We start from the raw sequence: 14,147 nt of genomic DNA, 5'->3' as shown, positions 1-14,147 counted from the left end.
TACGATCAGCGGCCGGGCTCCCGGGTGAAGGTGGTGGTGCCCCCCAGCAGGGCGTCTCCCGCGGCGGTGCGCAGCAGTACGACCACCCGGAAGGTGCCCGAGTCGTCGGTGGCGGGCAGGGGGATCAGAGTCTGCTCACCTTCGGTAGTGCCGGTTTGCCAGAGCAGCAGGGGCGAAAGCCGGGGCACCTCCTCCCCGCTGCGGGGCGTGAAGTTGAGGGCGGGCTGGAGGCCGTGAAGTTCGAGCAGATTGGCGGCATCGTCGGCGGGCAGGTCGGCGGCCGGTCGCAGGCGGTCGATCTGCACCACCCCCTGGCTGCCGAGGGCGGGGAACTGCTCCCGCAGCTCCCGGTTGCCGTAGTAGAAACTGACGCGGGCCACGTCGGCCGGATCAAGTCGGGCTACGTAGTCGGCATCGCGGGTGAGCCGCCCGTCGACGATGAACAGGGGCGTACCGGTGAAGAACCGCTGGGTGGGCGCATTGTACAGCTGGGCGGTGTAGCCGTCGCGGCGCTCGCGGAACCGCAGTTCTCCAGCCACCTCCCGGAAGAAGGTATAGAGGTCCGGGAAAGCCTTGTAGTCCTGGACGTTGTAACTCTTGCTGGCCCGCAGCGGCAGTGGCCGTTCCGGACGCACCTCCACCTCCAATGGGGTTTCCACCGTGCGGTAGAGCTGGTAGATCTTGCGGCGGCGGTGGCTCAGGTCCAGGTACTCGATCACCTCCGCGGTGAGGGGCGGCCGCTGCTCCAGTCGGGGCAGGCGGGGGGATGACAGACTTCCCTTGAGGGCCTGGTCGGTAATGCTCCTCACCTGTACCGTCTTGCTGCCCGCGAAGGCCGGCAGATTAAGCAGGAATTCGCCCGCCGCGTCCGTTTTGCTGAAGTAGGTGGCGTAGGTGGCTCCGTCGAAGACCGGCAGCAGGTTCACGTTCACTGGGGCAGCGTCCGTCGCGGCTAGGATCTGCCCACGGTAAAACAGGGTATCGAGGCAGGCCGGGGTCGGTTGGGCCGGGGCGGAGCTCACCGTTGCTCCGGCAGCGCTACCCACCACCGCATCGTGGTACACGGCCACGCTGTAGGTCCCCGCGGGGGCGCCCGCGATCCGTAGGGCATCGCCCTCTACCCGCAGGTCCAGGTCGTCAGTAGCAAACTCCGCCGCGTCGTTGGTTGCCGCTTCCGCGGTGGCGTTGCGGTCGTCCACGCGGTAGACGGGGTGGCGAAAGGTGCCAAGCGGCACGTCTTCGCCGGCGGCGGAGAGGGCCGTCAGGGCGATGCGGTAGTAGCCCGTGGGCAGGTCGTAGCCCCAGCGGTAGTAGCCCTCCGCGGTGCCGCCGGCAACGTCAGATTTCAGGAAGAAATAGTCCAGCCGACTCCCGTCCGGGGCGTATACCTCCACGCGGACCGTCGGCGGGGCCGGGGCCGGCAGGTAGGCGCGGAACCAGCTCACCTCCCCCGTAGCGTGATAGGGGCGGTCGTGGTGGAGGACGGTGGCGGGCTGGGCCGTCAGTCCGGACAGGAAAATCAAGAATGCAAGCAACAAGGTCAGGCGCATCGGGCGGGGCGGTTAGAAGGACCAGAAAGGGGGCGGCGTCAGGGAGGCGCCGTCGAGCCGCATACAGTCGTCGCAGCTGGTAGGCGGGGCGTTCGGCCGCTCGGGCGGGGGCAGGGGGCAGTAGGTATTGGGGTTGCCGGCCTCCTCCGGGGAGACGGACACCCGCGCCAGGGTGCGGTTGGCCGTGTAGAAGAAGCCGAATACGTTTGGCGTCAGTCCGTTCAGGTCGGTGACGTTGCCGGCCACCGGTCCCGGGGGGCTGCCGAAGATGCTCCGGTCCTGGTCGGCGATGCTCGCGATCTGGGAAAAGTAGTTGAAGGCGGGCGGACTGAGGGCCTCCTGGTAAATGGTTACGTAGTTGCCCTCGGCGTAGAGATGATTGATCCTCACCGTGGCCAGGGGGTAGTCCACCACCCGCTCGGCCGTGGCCTGGCGCCCGTCGAGGAGGAAGAGTCGGTTGCCGGCCAGGGTCTGGCTTACGTAGCAGGTCTTGGGATCGTTGTTGGTGTAGGGGAACTGGGCCGGCTCGTCGGTCAGGGCGTAGTCGACGCTGAGCTGGTAGCGCAGCCGGGCGGGGGCACCGTCGGGGTAGCGCACCGGGGTGGTCACCGTGTAATTGATGCCGGGCACCGTCACCGGCGTGCCGGCGGGGCTGGTGGTCTGGAGGGAAACGAAGGAGCGGCCCGCGGATTCCAGCGGCAGGGCCGGTTGCAGCACGTCGTAGTCGCTCTGGTAGGCCTCGTCGTCCTGGGTGAAGATCGTCAGCCGGTATCCCACCCCCGGCCGGATGGTCATCTCCGGGTGGTTGCGGCCGATGTCGAGGCGGTAGGCGCCGTTGCGGTAGGGGATGGGCAGCGACTGCCCCTCGGTATTTTCCAGGAGCACCCGGGCCGAGACGACCTGGTTCGGCAGGTTGGAGGAGAACTGGAAGAGTCGCTCCAGGTTGATTTCCGCGACGGCGCCGTCGGAGGTTACGGCCAGGCTGCCCCGTACCACGATACCTTCGGGCAGGGCGTCGGCCTGTCCGAGGTCGATTTCATCGACGCAGCCCAGCAGGAGAAGGGCCAGCAACAGGAGGACGGGGACGCGGGTGCCGTGCAAGGGGGAAGGGAGGGCCGGGCTCATCGGGTTTCGATATTCAGGGTGATGGCGGGGAATACGGTACCCAGCACGGCCAGGCGGTTGGCCACGTTGGTCTGGTCGGCCGACTGGGTGTAGTAGACCGAGAAGGCGTTCTTGCGGGCGTAGACGTTGTAGAGGGAGACCGTCCAGCTGGTCTGTACCGTCCGTTTCTGGTTATAGCCCTTGCCCAGGGTGTAGGCCAGGTCGAGGCGGTGGTAATCCGGGATCCGCAGGCTGTTACGGGCGGTGTAGACCGGGACCAGCAGCCCGTTGTCCACCCGGTAGTTACCCACCGGAGCGGTGATCGGCCGGCCGGTGCCGTAGGTGAAGTTGGCCGTCAGGGTATTGCGCTGGTTCGGGTTCCAGTTGAAGGTGAGGACGAAGTTGTGGGGCTTGTCGAAGTTCGAGGAGTAGTAGTCTCCCCCGTTGATGCCGGCCACCTGCCGTTCGGTGCGGGAGAGGGTGTAGCTCACCAGTCCGTTGATCTCGCCGACCTTCTTCTTGCCGCTGAGCTCCAGGCCGTAGGCGCAGCCTTCCCCGATGCGGATTTCGGTTTCCAGCTGGGGGTTCACGATCACGTCGGCGAAGTCGCGGTAGTCCCACAGCTGGTCGATGAGGCGGGCGTAGCCCTCTACCCCCAGCTCCACGTTGTTGTTGTTCAGGTTGAGGAAGTAGCCCAGGGAGACGTTATGCGACAGGAAGGGCGGAATGTACCCCGTGCTGAGCTGGAACTGGGAGCTCGGCGTCGGAGAGGCGCTCAGGTAGATCTGGTTGAGGAACTGGGCCGTGCGGGCGTAGCCGGCGCGGACCGACCCGCTGCGCCCTACCCGGTAGCGGGCGCTGAGGCGCGGCTGCAGGCTCTGGTAAGCGGCGACGGTTTCTCCGGCCCCGTACTCGCGGGTACCGGTCTCGTTGCCGGAGCGGGGGATGCCATCGGTGTATTCCGTGACGGTCGCCGCGCCGAGGAAGCGGTAGTTGGTGTAGCGCAGTCCGGCGATCACGCTGAACCGCTCGGAGACCCGGTAGTCGGCCTCGCCGAAGAAGCTCAGCTCCACCCCCTGCTCCTCGGGGAGCTGGCGGGGGCTCACCAGGGATTCCTCCCCGCCGGGCTGCCGCTCACCGGGGTTGACGCGGTAGTGATCGAGCTCGAGTCCGCCGGACAGCTGCAGGTCATCCGACACCTCGTAGGTCAGGTGGGGCTTGACGATGAGGTAGGCTACCCCGTTGTCGAGGATTTCGGCGGTGGTGGTCCCCAGGTCGGTCTGCCGGCTCTGGTAGTCGCTGTAGGCCACCCCCAGCCGGCCGTAGAAGCGGTCGCTGAAGATGTGGTTGTACTCGCTTTGCCCGAGCAGCGTCCGGTAGCGGAAGCCGAAGGCATTGTTATAGGTGAACTGGTCCTCGGAGCCGTAGCCCGACACCGACAGGGTACCGGTTTCGCCGATGCGCTGGGTGAGCCGCAGGTTTCCGTCGACGAAGAAGGCCGAGGAGTTCTTCACGTTTTCCTGGCTGGCCAGCCGCAGTACCCAGCCGGTATAGCTGCTGCGCACCCCGGCGATGAAGCTGCTGCGGTCCTTCACGATGGGGCCTTCCAGCATGACGCGGCCGGTGACCGGTCCCAGTCCCGCCTTCACGCGGAGGTGGTCGAAGTTGCCGTCGCGTTGCTGTACGTCGAGCACCGAGGCCAGACGACCGCCGAAGCGGGCGGGCATGTTGGCCTTGTAGAGGTCGACGCTCTTGAGCAGGTCGGCGTTGTAGGTGGAGAAGAAGCCCAGGGCGTGGCTGGAGTTGAGCAGGATGCCGTAGTCCTGCAGCAGCAGGTTTTGGTCGATTTCGCCGCCGCGGACGTTGAAGCCCGTGGCCCCCTCGCCGATGGTGCTCACGCCGGGGTTCAGCAGCAGGGCCTTGACCACGTCCGATTCGCCCATGAAGGTGGGGAGCCGCTCCAGCTGCGCCAGGTCGAGCCGCTGTACCCCGGCCTGTACCCGGCCCACGTTGGCGTCGGCGGCCTGCTCGGTGACCACCACCTGTTGCAGGTCGGTGGCCGAGGGCAGCAGGGCAATGTCGAAGCGGCCGTCGCCCTGCACGCGGATCCCGCGCTCCTGCCGCCCGTATCCGACGTAGCCGATCAGGAGCTCGTAGGTGCCGGGGGCCAGGCGCAGGGTGTAATTGCCTTCCGTATCGGTGGTCGTGGCCTGCTCCGTTCCCGTTACCCTCAGGGTTGCACCGATGACGGGCTCGCCGTCGTCGTCGGTTACCGTACCGGAGACGGTAGCCATGCCCGTAGCCCCTAGGGTGGCAAAGCTGCCGATCGTCTCCGGCCCCCGGGCCCCGGCCTCTTCAGCATCCGCATCCACCTGCTCGGCTACGGCGGCGTAGTAGGCCGCGTCGAACTCCGTACCGATGGTGGTTGCCGGCCCGATCACATAGACGTCGCGGTAGGCGATAAAGGACAGTCCGGTGCCCTCCAGGATTGCCTCCAGGGCTTCTCGCGGGGTGGCCTGCTGCAACGACAGCCGCAGCGGCTCGTCCTTTACCTGGGTGTCCTGCCAGAAGATCCGCAGCGGGGTGTAGCGGTCCATTTGTTGCAGGGCGGCCACCCGTCCGATGGACTCGCTTTGCAGGGTAATGGTGGGGCCAGCGTCCTGCCCGGCTACCGGCAATGCCAGCAAAAGGATCAGCAGGATGGGGAAAACGGTAATTTTCATTGGTAATTTGGCGTTCGGGCGCCGTCTGGGCTTTGGTGCTACCGGTCGGAAACGGACCAACCGGCAAAGCCCCGGCAGCCTCTAATGTAATCGATAATTAATTCGGTGTTAAACCACCCCTTGCGTCTGCCCCGACTAAACTACTGGCCCGCGCAGAACATTTAGTAGCTAGCACTCCGTCCGAACCCAACAATCCGGGGCAGCGCGGCGGAGTTCCTAAAAGAAAATCTATGAAAACGAGAGCCCCCCTGCTCTTCTCCGCCCTACTGCTGGTCTTCGTTCTGATCGCCGCCACCCGCCCCACCCACCAGATCGAGGTGCCGCCGGGTGACGCGCCTTCCGTAATCCTGCGGACGATGCTGGCCAATCTGGAGAACTACCACTACCAGCCGGTCGACATCGACGACGCGTTCTCCGAGCGCGTCTTCGACCAGTACCTCAACGACGTGGACGGGGCCCGCCTTTTCTTTACCCAGGAGGACATCAAGGCCTTCGAGCCCTACCGCACCGCCATCGACGACCAGAGCAAGGCCGGGGAGTACACCTTCTACGACCTGGTGCAGGAACGGTGGATGGCCGCCCTCGACAAGACCCAGGCCTGGTACCAGGAAATCCTGGCCGAGCCCTTCGACCTGGACGCCGACGGTACCTTCGTGGACAGTGACGAAAAATCCCCCTGGCCCGCTACCGACGCCGAACTGAAGCAGTACTGGCACGACTACATGAAGCGGGACGTGATCAACCAGCTCGTAGATAAGCGGGAGGAAATGGCCCGGGACACCACCGGACAGGAGTACCCCTCCCTGGACAGCCTCGAAACCGAGTTCCGCGGCAAGATCCTCGAACGCTACGACGACTGGTTCAAGCGGATGCGGGAAATGAAGCCCAGCATCAAGCGCGGGCAGTACCTGAACGCCATGACGGCCGTCTTCGACCCCCACACCAGCTACTTCCGCCCCAAGGACAAGGAATCCTTCGACATCCGCTTCAGCGGCCGCCTGGAAGGCATCGGCGCCACCCTGCAGACCGACGATGAGTACACCAAGGTGAGCTCCATCGTAGTGGGCGGCCCGGCCTGGAAGGGCAAGGAACTCAAGGAAGACGACGTCATCATGGGCGTCCGCCAGGATGGACAGGAGATGGTCGACATCAAGGGCATGCCCCTGGAAGACGTGGTCGACAAGATCCGCGGCAAGAAGGGCACCACCGTCCACCTGAAGGTACGCAAGCCCGACGGCGTCATCCAGGAGATCTCCATCGAGCGCGACGTGATCATCATCGACGAGACCTACGCCAAGTCGCTCATCCTCGACAGTGAGGAGGGCAACGAAAAGGTGGGCTACATCTCCCTGCCGAGCTTCTACGCCGACTTCGAGAATAACGACGGCCGGTTCAGCGCCAAGGACGTGGAGGCCGAGCTGCAAAAGCTCAAGGACCAGGACGTCGACGGCATCATCCTCGACCTGCGCAATAACGGCGGGGGCTCCCTGCGCGACGTGGTCGACATGACCGGCTTCTTCATCCCCGAAGGCCCCGTGGTACAGGTGGCCGGCCGTGGTATGAATAAGGAAGTACTGAAGGACAAGGACCGCCGCGTCCAGTACGACGGCCCCCTCGTGGTGCTGGTGAACCAGTACTCGGCTTCCGCCAGCGAGATCCTGGCCGCCGCCCTCCAGGACTATGGCCGTGCCGTGATCGTAGGCAGCAACTCCACCTTCGGCAAGGGCACCGTTCAGCGCTTCATCGATATGGACCGCACCATCGCCGGCCACGACGATGCGAAGCCCCTGGGCACCGTCAAGCTGACCATGCAGAAGTTCTACCGCATCAACGGCGGCTCCACCCAGCTGCGCGGCGTCACCCCCGACATCATCCTGCCCGACAGCCGCTCCCTGTTGGAAACCGGCGAGAAGGAGCAGATCGCTCCCCTGGCCTGGTCCGAAATCGACCCCGCCAAGTACGACCAGGACATCTACCGCATCCAGCACCTGGATGCCCTGAAGGCCCGCAGCGCCGCCCGCGTGGAGGCCAGCCCCACCTTCAACCGCATCCAGGAGAACGCCCAGCGGGTGAAGCGGCAGCGCGACCGCAACACCTACCCCCTAAGCCTCACCGAGTACGAGGAGCTGCAGCAGGCCGCGCGTACTGAAGCCGAGATGTACGACGACCTCTTTGAGGACGTGGTGAACCCCGGCGTGCTGAACCTGGAAGTGGACCTCGAGCCCATCCTGGCCGACGAAAGCAAGACCGCCCGCAACGACGATTTCAAGGACAGCGTCAGCAAGGACGTCTACATCCGCGAAGCCGTCAACATCGTAGCCGACCTGATCGAACTGGAAGGCAAGAAGGGCGTGGCCGACCGCAAGTAGGCAGCCCCCTTAATTGAAACGAAAAGGCCCCCGGTGCTCCTTTGGGAATGCACTGGGGGCCTTTGCTTTGGAGGGTTCGGACAGCGCCCTAACGTTCCAGCAGCTCCTCCAGGGAGAGCTTTTCCTGCTCTCCCGTCTTCATGTGCTTGACGGAGTACTGCCCGGTTTCCGCTTCGCGGCTGCCGATGATGATCACCCGGGGGGCGTTGCGCTGGTCGGCGTACTTCATCATCTTGCCGAGCTTGGCGGCTTCGGGGTAGAGGTCGGCGTTGTGGCCCGCCTTGCGAAGCTGCCGCAGGAGGTCGAAGCCGTGGACCAGGGTTTCCTCGTCAAGGCAAAGCAGCAGGTACTCCAGGTCCTCGCTGGCGTCGGCGGGGAAGAGTTCGAGCTCCTCCAGCACGTCGTAGATGCGCTCGGCGCCGAAGCTGATGCCCACGCCGGAAAGGTCGCGGCCACCGAAGATGCCCGTCAGGTCGGCGTAGCGGCCGCCCCCGGCGATGCTGCCCATCCGGATGCCGGGGTGGGCGTCGGTGTCCACGGCCACCTCGTAGATGCAGCCGGTGTAGTAGTTGAGGCCGCGGGCCAGGGTGACGTCGAATTCGAGGCGGTTCGTCAGCTTGCCTACGCGGTCGAAGACCTCCTGCAGCTCGGCGATGCCCTGGCGGCCGACCTCGCTGTCCTGCAGCAGGGGGGCTACCTTTTCCAGGCTGGTCACTCCGAGGAATTGCTTGATGACTTCCACGGCACCCGCGTCCACGCCCCGTTCCAGCAGTTCTTTCTCCACCCCGGCTTCCCCGATCTTATCGAGCTTGTCGATGGCGATGGTGATGTCCATCATGCGGTCGGCGTGACCGGCGATCTCGGCCAGGCCGGCCAGGATCTTGCGGTTGTTCAGGCGGATGACGGCCTTCAGGCCCAGGGCGGCGAAGACCTCGTCGAGCAGCTGGGTGAGTTCGGCCTCGTAGAGGAGGGAATCGGAGCCCACGACGTCGGCGTCACACTGGTAGAACTCGTTGTAGCGTCCCTTCTGCGGCCGGTCGGCCCGCCACACCGGGGCGATGGCGTAGCGCTTGAAGGGGAAGGCCAGGTCGTTCTGGTGCATCACCACGTAGCGGGCGAAGGGCACCGTGAGGTCGTAGCGCAGTCCACGCTTGGAGATCTGCGGCAGCACGGCGTCGCTGTCCTGGGCAGCCAGCTGTTGGGTGTCGGCCTTGCGCAGGAAATCGCCGTTGTTGAGCACCTTGAACAGCAGGCGGTCGCCTTCCTCGCCGTACTTCCCGGTGAGGGTGGAGAGGTTCTCCATCACCGGCGTTTCGATGGGCTGGTAGCCGTAGCGGTGGAAATGCTGACGGATCACGTCGAAGATGTAATTGCGCCGGCGCACTTCGTGGGGCAGGAAATCCCGGGTGCCTTTGGGGATAGACGGTTTCATGGGCGCGAAGGTAGGGAAGTCCGATTTACGGTCTAGGGTACAGGCCCGCCTGAGAGGGCCCTACCCCTACTCCGTTGCCGAGATGATGCGGATGACCTTCCCCTCCGCGTCGAGGAATTCGATGCGCGCTGCCCCCGCGGAATCCACCACCGCCCGGAGGCGTTCCTGGCTTTTCCAGTCGCTCAGTCGCAGGGCAGCCATGCGCCGGTTGCTTTCCAGGGCAACCCGCCGCCCCCCGAATTCTCCCGCATCGGCCCGGGTCTTGAAGCGCTGGAGGACGGCCCGCCGCTCGGCCTCCGGAAGCAGCGCCGCGGAGTCGAGCAGCGCCTTGTAGTCGTAGAGGTCAAAGGCCGGCGACCGGTCGTTCACGTAGAAGCCGGCGCGCTGCCGTTCCCCCTGCCCTTCGTACTGCATCAGGGCTACCTGGTCGTGGCGGTATTGGTCCAGCGACAGGTGCCCCAGGGCATAAGGCACCTCCCGGTGGTCGTCGATGCGGTAGATCAATCCGCCGACCTCGTGACCCTCATAGAAGAAAATGAGTCCGGCCGATCCACCCCGGGTAGTTACCGTATCCCCCTCGAGTACCACCCCGGGCATCTGGACGGAGTTGGCCGTCAGCAGGGCCAGGCTGCCGTCGGGCTCCACCACATCCAGCCGGCCGGTGAGGACGACCTTCGCCCGCAGGGTATCGGCTTCGATTACCCTGGCGGCCAGGTCTCCGAGGTAGACGGTCCTGACGGGCCCCGCCGCCAGGAGAAGCACCCCCGCCAGCAGCAGGAACAGGACGGTAGTCAGGCGAGTAAGCAGGCGGACGCGGCGTTCGAGTTGGTCAAGGGTCATGGCGGGGATATTGCGCCGGCGGCAGTGGCACCGGCGATTGAAAAATCTTGGCGGTCTGAGCTTCCCGGACCGGGAACAGCCTCCGGATGGAATTTACAATTCCCCGAGCAAGTCGGCCGCCTGGCTCCGGTAGGGGTGGTTGGCGTCCTGGGTGATGCGCGTCAGCCGGGAGCGTGCCCTGGAGTGGTCTTCCCGGGCCAGGGCGGCCAGGGCGGCGTACCAGTCGGCCGGGTCGCGGTAGGGGCTGTCGGCCGGCAGGCGGGCCAGCCATTCTTCGGCGCGGGCCGGGTCGTTCAGGGCCAGGGCGCTTACGCCCAGGTAGAGGGGGGCGGCCGGGTAGGCGTCGGCCGTGGGCAGCAGTTCCTCGTAGGCCCGGTGGTAGTCGCCGCGGTCGTAGTAATAGAGGATCTGGTTCAGGTCGCGCTCCTCGTAGGTAGCCGGCGGGCTGTCGGCGAAGGGATTCGGGTAGGGCGCGAAGTAGGTGGCGTAGAGCCCCTCGGGGGAGGCCCGGGCGTAGAAGGTGTCGTAGACCAGCCACAGCAGGATGCCCGTGAGCAGTCCGGCCACCACGATCGCCGGCGTGGGGGTGCCGATGCGCCAGCGGTGACGGGGGGAGAGCCTTACGTCTTTCGGGGGCGCGGCCGCGGGTTCCGGGGAATCCACCGGCGGCGGCGGAGGGGTGTTGCGTCCGAGGGTTTCCATCAGGTCCTGCCGCCCGGCGACGGTGATGACCGGAATGTACAGCAGGGAGCCGCCGGGGGATTCCAGTTCCAGCGAGCGCCGGCAGGCGGCAATCTCCTCGGTCAGGGTTTCGGCATCCTCCTCCCGGTCGAGTACCCGGGCGATGACCGCCGGTTCCAGCTGGTGGTAGTCGGCCAGGAGCAGCAGTTCGCGACAGTCATTCCGCGCGTTGAGGCGGGCCAGCAGTTCCCGGCCGGGCTCCTCCAGGCGGACGGTCCGGGGCAGGTAATCCAGCGGCCCGCTGCCGAGGGGGAAATCGCCCTTGCGGCTGGTCTCTCCGGTAAAGTAGCGTTCCGCCACCACGGTGATGTACTCGAATACGTCTCCGGTATAGGGATCGTCAGTCTGTTTCCGCGCTTCGTACCAGGCGATGAGGGCCCTGCGGTAGTTCACCAGTGCCCCTTCCACGGGATAGCCCCGGTCGGCTACCCAGGCCAGGTAGTCGTCGAGGTATTCAGCGTAGTGTTGCCGGAGCTCGGCGAGCAGGCGTCCGTTCTGCATGGGGGCGGGTTACCTGAGGACCAACAGCGGGGGATGGGGCGGGGTTTTCCTGATCAAGGGGTGAAGGGGTCACGGGGTCAAGGGGTGGATGAGTGAATGGGTGAATGGGTGAATGGGTGAATGCTAGTGTTGCTGGGAGCATTGGAATACCGGATACTTGCCCAACCGGTTATTCCGAGGGGCCACCACACCCTGAGGTCCAGAAGATGTCGGGAAACTGGGCGGAGGACCTCGTAGTATCACCCTAGTGCAGCGGGGGATCTGCGAGGTGCTGGACGCAAAGACCGTCATCCGCACCTCGGAATGTGACCAGGTGCAGCACAGAGCTCTTCTGAGGGGGCGGCACAGGCCTTATGACCGCGAGGCCCATTCCTGGGAATTGACCCCGCTAGTTTGAAGCCGTCCCTTCCAGGGCCGGGAGACGGTCGATTTACCAATTGCGGGGCAGCCCGCTGTGCTCGTCGCACCCCGGGCTGAGGGCCTCCCGGCCCGATTTCATAACACCACCGAGACACACTGATGTACACGGAGATAACAATACCACCCCTCCGTGAAACTCCGTGCCTCCGTGGTTTCAGACCCGCACCTTGGCATGTGGCCAGGTGCAGTAAAGGGCTCTTCCCAGGGAGCGGCCTAAGCCTTAGCCATCGTACCTACCCGGGCGATTCATTGGCCGCCGCGGGGAACAAAAGGGGTCCTCATCCCTTAGTAATACCTAAATTCGCGACTCCCTTGCCGCAACGGCAGCGTATACAAACATTTACCCTTTATGGCAGACATCCAAGAACTTAAGAAAATTGCCTCTCAGGTCCGGCGCGACATCATCCGGGAGGTGTACCTCTGCCAGAGCGGTCACCCCGGTGGCGCCCTCGGCAACGCCGACCTACTGGTGGCCCTCTACTTCGAGGTCATGAAGCACGACCCTTCTTTCAATATGGAAGCCGAGGGTGAAGACGTATTCTTCCTTTCCAACGGCCACATCTCCCCGGTCTGGTACAGCGTACTGGCCCGCTCGGGATACTTCCCCGTAGAGGAGCTCAAGACCTTCCGCGCCATCGACAGCCGCCTGCAGGGCCACCCCACCACCCACGAGGGACTGCCCGGGGTGCGCGTGGCCTCCGGCTCCCTCGGACAGGGCGTCAGCGTAGCCTGCGGAATGGCGCTGTCCAAGAAGATGAACGGCGATGACCGCACCGTTTTCGTGTTGACCGGCGACGGTGAGCACCAGGAAGGGCAGATCTGGGAAGCCGCCCTCTTCGCCCCTGACAAGAAGCTGGACAACCTCGTCCTCATCATCGACGACAACGGACAGCAGATCGACGGCGCCACCAAGGACGTGATGTACATGGGCTCCTTCGAAGACAAATACAAGGCCTTCGGCTGGGACGTACAGCACATGGACGGCAACAACATCGAAGAGGTAGTCACCACCCTGAAGAAGGTCCAGACCAAGCGCAACGGACAACCCACCTGCATCGTCATGAAGACCGAAATGGGCATGGGCGTCGACTTCATGATGGGCTCCCACCACTGGCACGGCAAGGCCCCGAGCAAGGAACAGGCCGAAACTGCCCTGAACCAGCTGGAGGAGACGCTGGGGGACTTTCCTGCTGAAGGGATATGAGTAGGTCTTTAGGCCGTTAGTTCTTTAGGCAGTTAGGCCGGCGCTCGCTTCCGGCCCGCTTTTCAATCATCAACCAAGAATATCATAGCGCATGCTATCTCTCGATAAATTACAATCTACCGGCAAGAAGGCCACCCGCGACGGCTTCGGTGCCGGACTCAAGGCCGCCGGTGACCAGCACGACAACGTGGTGATGCTGACCGCCGACCTGCGCGGTTCCATGAAGTCGGAGGACTTCATCAATACCTACCCCGACCGCTTCATCCAGTGCGGCATTTCGGAGGCTAACATGATGGGCGTCGCCGCCGGTCTGGCCACCGCGGGCAAGATTCCCGTCACGACCACCTTCGCCAACTTCAGCACGGGCCGCGTCTACGACCAGATTCGCCAGTCGATCGCCTACAGCGACAAGAACGTGAAGATCTGCGCCAGCCACGCCGGCCTTACCCTGGGCGAGGACGGAGCCACCCACCAGATCCTGGAGGACATCGGCATGATGCGGATGCTGCCCGGCATGACCGTCATCAACCCCTGCGACTACAACCAGACCAAAGCCGCCGTACAGGCCATCGCCGACCACCACGGACCGGTGTACCTGCGCTTCGGTCGCCCGAGCTGGCCCATCTTCATCCCCGAGGACACCAAGTTCGAGATCGGCAAGGCCCTCCACCTCAGTGAAGGCAGCGACGTGACCATCTTCGCCACCGGCCACCTGGTCTGGAAAGCCGTCGAGGCCGCCCGCCAGCTCGCCGAGGAAGGCATCAGCGTCGACCTGATCAACATCCACACGATCAAGCCCCTCGATGAGGAGGCCGTCATCGCCAGTGCCAAGAAGACCGGCGCCGTCGTCACCTGCGAAGAGCACAACAAGTACGGCGGACTCGGCAGCGCCATCGCCGAATGCCTCGCCAAGCACCACCCCACCCGCCAGGAGTTCGTCGCTACCGACGACACCTTCGGCGAATCCGGGGAAGCCGAAGAACTGCTCGAGAAGTACGGACTCGGCACCAAGGACGTGGTCGCCGCCGTCAAACGCGTACTGGGCAAGTAAACCCACCGACCGACACCCAAACAGACGAAGGATTGAAGCCAAGCCGAAAGGCGCTTCAATCCTTTGTTATTTCCGCACGAGTCGTCAGACGAACTTTGGGGGGAGGCCACCAGTCGTCAGACGAACTTTGCGCTAGGCGCAAAGGGTTCGTCGGACGACGGTGGCCGACGAGCCGAAGGCGAGCAGCGCCACCCCTTGACTCCTTATCCCCT

General features: G+C 64.7%; 9 protein-coding genes. 3 read left to right on the top strand and 6 right to left on the bottom strand.

Translation table 11 applies throughout. The features are described from left to right. Positions 1-5 precede the first annotated feature (5 nt). From CGL56_RS13950 to CGL56_RS13940, 3 genes are read right to left on the bottom strand one after another with little or no spacing between them, the layout of a single operon-like run. A complete protein-coding gene (locus tag CGL56_RS13950) occupies positions 6-1,550 on the bottom strand; it encodes a hypothetical protein (protein WP_143470741.1) in 1,545 nt (514 codons plus the stop codon). Positions 1,551-1,562: 12 nt separating this feature from the next. Continuing rightward, positions 1,563-2,675, bottom strand: a complete 1,113-nt coding sequence (locus tag CGL56_RS13945; protein ID WP_099107184.1) for a DUF4249 family protein — start codon at positions 2,673-2,675, stop codon at positions 1,563-1,565. Beyond that, entirely contained in the window at positions 2,672-5,377 is a 2,706-nt protein-coding gene (locus CGL56_RS13940; RefSeq protein WP_099107183.1) for a TonB-dependent receptor, read from the bottom strand. The genes CGL56_RS13945 and CGL56_RS13940 overlap by 4 nt, the downstream gene beginning before the upstream one ends. Positions 5,378-5,607: 230 nt before the next feature. Between CGL56_RS13940 and CGL56_RS13935 the strand changes: the two genes are divergently transcribed. Further along, on the top strand, positions 5,608-7,746 hold the full coding sequence (locus CGL56_RS13935) for a carboxy terminal-processing peptidase (RefSeq protein WP_099107182.1): 2,139 nt from the start codon (positions 5,608-5,610) through the stop codon (positions 7,744-7,746). Positions 7,747-7,834: 88 nt separating this feature from the next. Here CGL56_RS13935 and hisS read toward each other — a convergent pair whose 3' ends face one another. The 3 genes from hisS to CGL56_RS13920 all read right to left on the bottom strand — a co-directional run bounded on the left by hisS (position 7,835) and on the right by CGL56_RS13920 (position 11,260). Then, positions 7,835-9,178: a histidine--tRNA ligase gene (gene hisS, locus CGL56_RS13930; protein ID WP_099107181.1), complete on the bottom strand. Its 1,344-nt coding sequence runs from the start codon at positions 9,176-9,178 to the stop codon at positions 7,835-7,837. Between the two features lie 66 nt (positions 9,179-9,244). After that, positions 9,245-10,018 carry a hypothetical protein gene (locus tag CGL56_RS13925; RefSeq protein ID WP_099107180.1) on the bottom strand — a complete coding sequence of 258 codons (774 nt, stop codon included), beginning with the start codon at positions 10,016-10,018 and terminating at the stop codon, positions 9,245-9,247. A gap of 93 nt (positions 10,019-10,111) precedes the next feature. After that, positions 10,112-11,260 (bottom strand): tetratricopeptide repeat protein, encoded by a 1,149-nt coding sequence (locus CGL56_RS13920; RefSeq protein WP_099107179.1) that lies wholly within the window; start codon positions 11,258-11,260, stop codon positions 10,112-10,114. A gap of 769 nt (positions 11,261-12,029) precedes the next feature. Here CGL56_RS13920 and CGL56_RS13915 point away from each other — a divergent pair. Both CGL56_RS13915 and CGL56_RS13910 read left to right on the top strand, forming a co-directional pair. Then, entirely contained in the window at positions 12,030-12,884 is an 855-nt protein-coding gene (locus tag CGL56_RS13915; protein ID WP_099107178.1) for a transketolase, read from the top strand. 91 nt (positions 12,885-12,975) lie between these two features. Continuing rightward, positions 12,976-13,935 (top strand): transketolase family protein, encoded by a 960-nt coding sequence (locus CGL56_RS13910; RefSeq protein WP_099107177.1) that lies wholly within the window; start codon positions 12,976-12,978, stop codon positions 13,933-13,935. Positions 13,936-14,147 lie beyond the last annotated feature (212 nt).

Source organism: Neolewinella marina (assembly GCF_002631205.1).
Lineage (GTDB): Bacteria > Bacteroidota > Bacteroidia > Chitinophagales > Saprospiraceae > Neolewinella > Neolewinella marina.
The sequence above is the reverse complement of the archived record's forward strand: the minus strand, read 5'-3'. Positions and strand labels throughout refer to the sequence as shown.

Coding starts and splice junctions, on each gene's coding strand:
- CGL56_RS13945 (WP_099107184.1), bottom strand. CDS start 2,675: ATGAGCCCGGCCCTCCCTTCCCCCTTGCACGGCACCCGCGTCCCCGTC.
- CGL56_RS13920 (WP_099107179.1), bottom strand. CDS start 11,260: ATGCAGAACGGACGCCTGCTCGCCGAGCTCCGGCAACACTACGCTGAA.
- CGL56_RS13950 (WP_143470741.1), bottom strand. CDS start 1,550: ATGCGCCTGACCTTGTTGCTTGCATTCTTGATTTTCCTGTCCGGACTG.
- CGL56_RS13925 (WP_099107180.1), bottom strand. CDS start 10,018: ATGACCCTTGACCAACTCGAACGCCGCGTCCGCCTGCTTACTCGCCTG.
- CGL56_RS13910 (WP_099107177.1), top strand. CDS start 12,976: ATGCTATCTCTCGATAAATTACAATCTACCGGCAAGAAGGCCACCCGC.
- CGL56_RS13940 (WP_099107183.1), bottom strand. CDS start 5,377: ATGAAAATTACCGTTTTCCCCATCCTGCTGATCCTTTTGCTGGCATTG.
- hisS (WP_099107181.1), bottom strand. CDS start 9,178: ATGAAACCGTCTATCCCCAAAGGCACCCGGGATTTCCTGCCCCACGAA.
- CGL56_RS13935 (WP_099107182.1), top strand. CDS start 5,608: ATGAAAACGAGAGCCCCCCTGCTCTTCTCCGCCCTACTGCTGGTCTTC.
- CGL56_RS13915 (WP_099107178.1), top strand. CDS start 12,030: ATGGCAGACATCCAAGAACTTAAGAAAATTGCCTCTCAGGTCCGGCGC.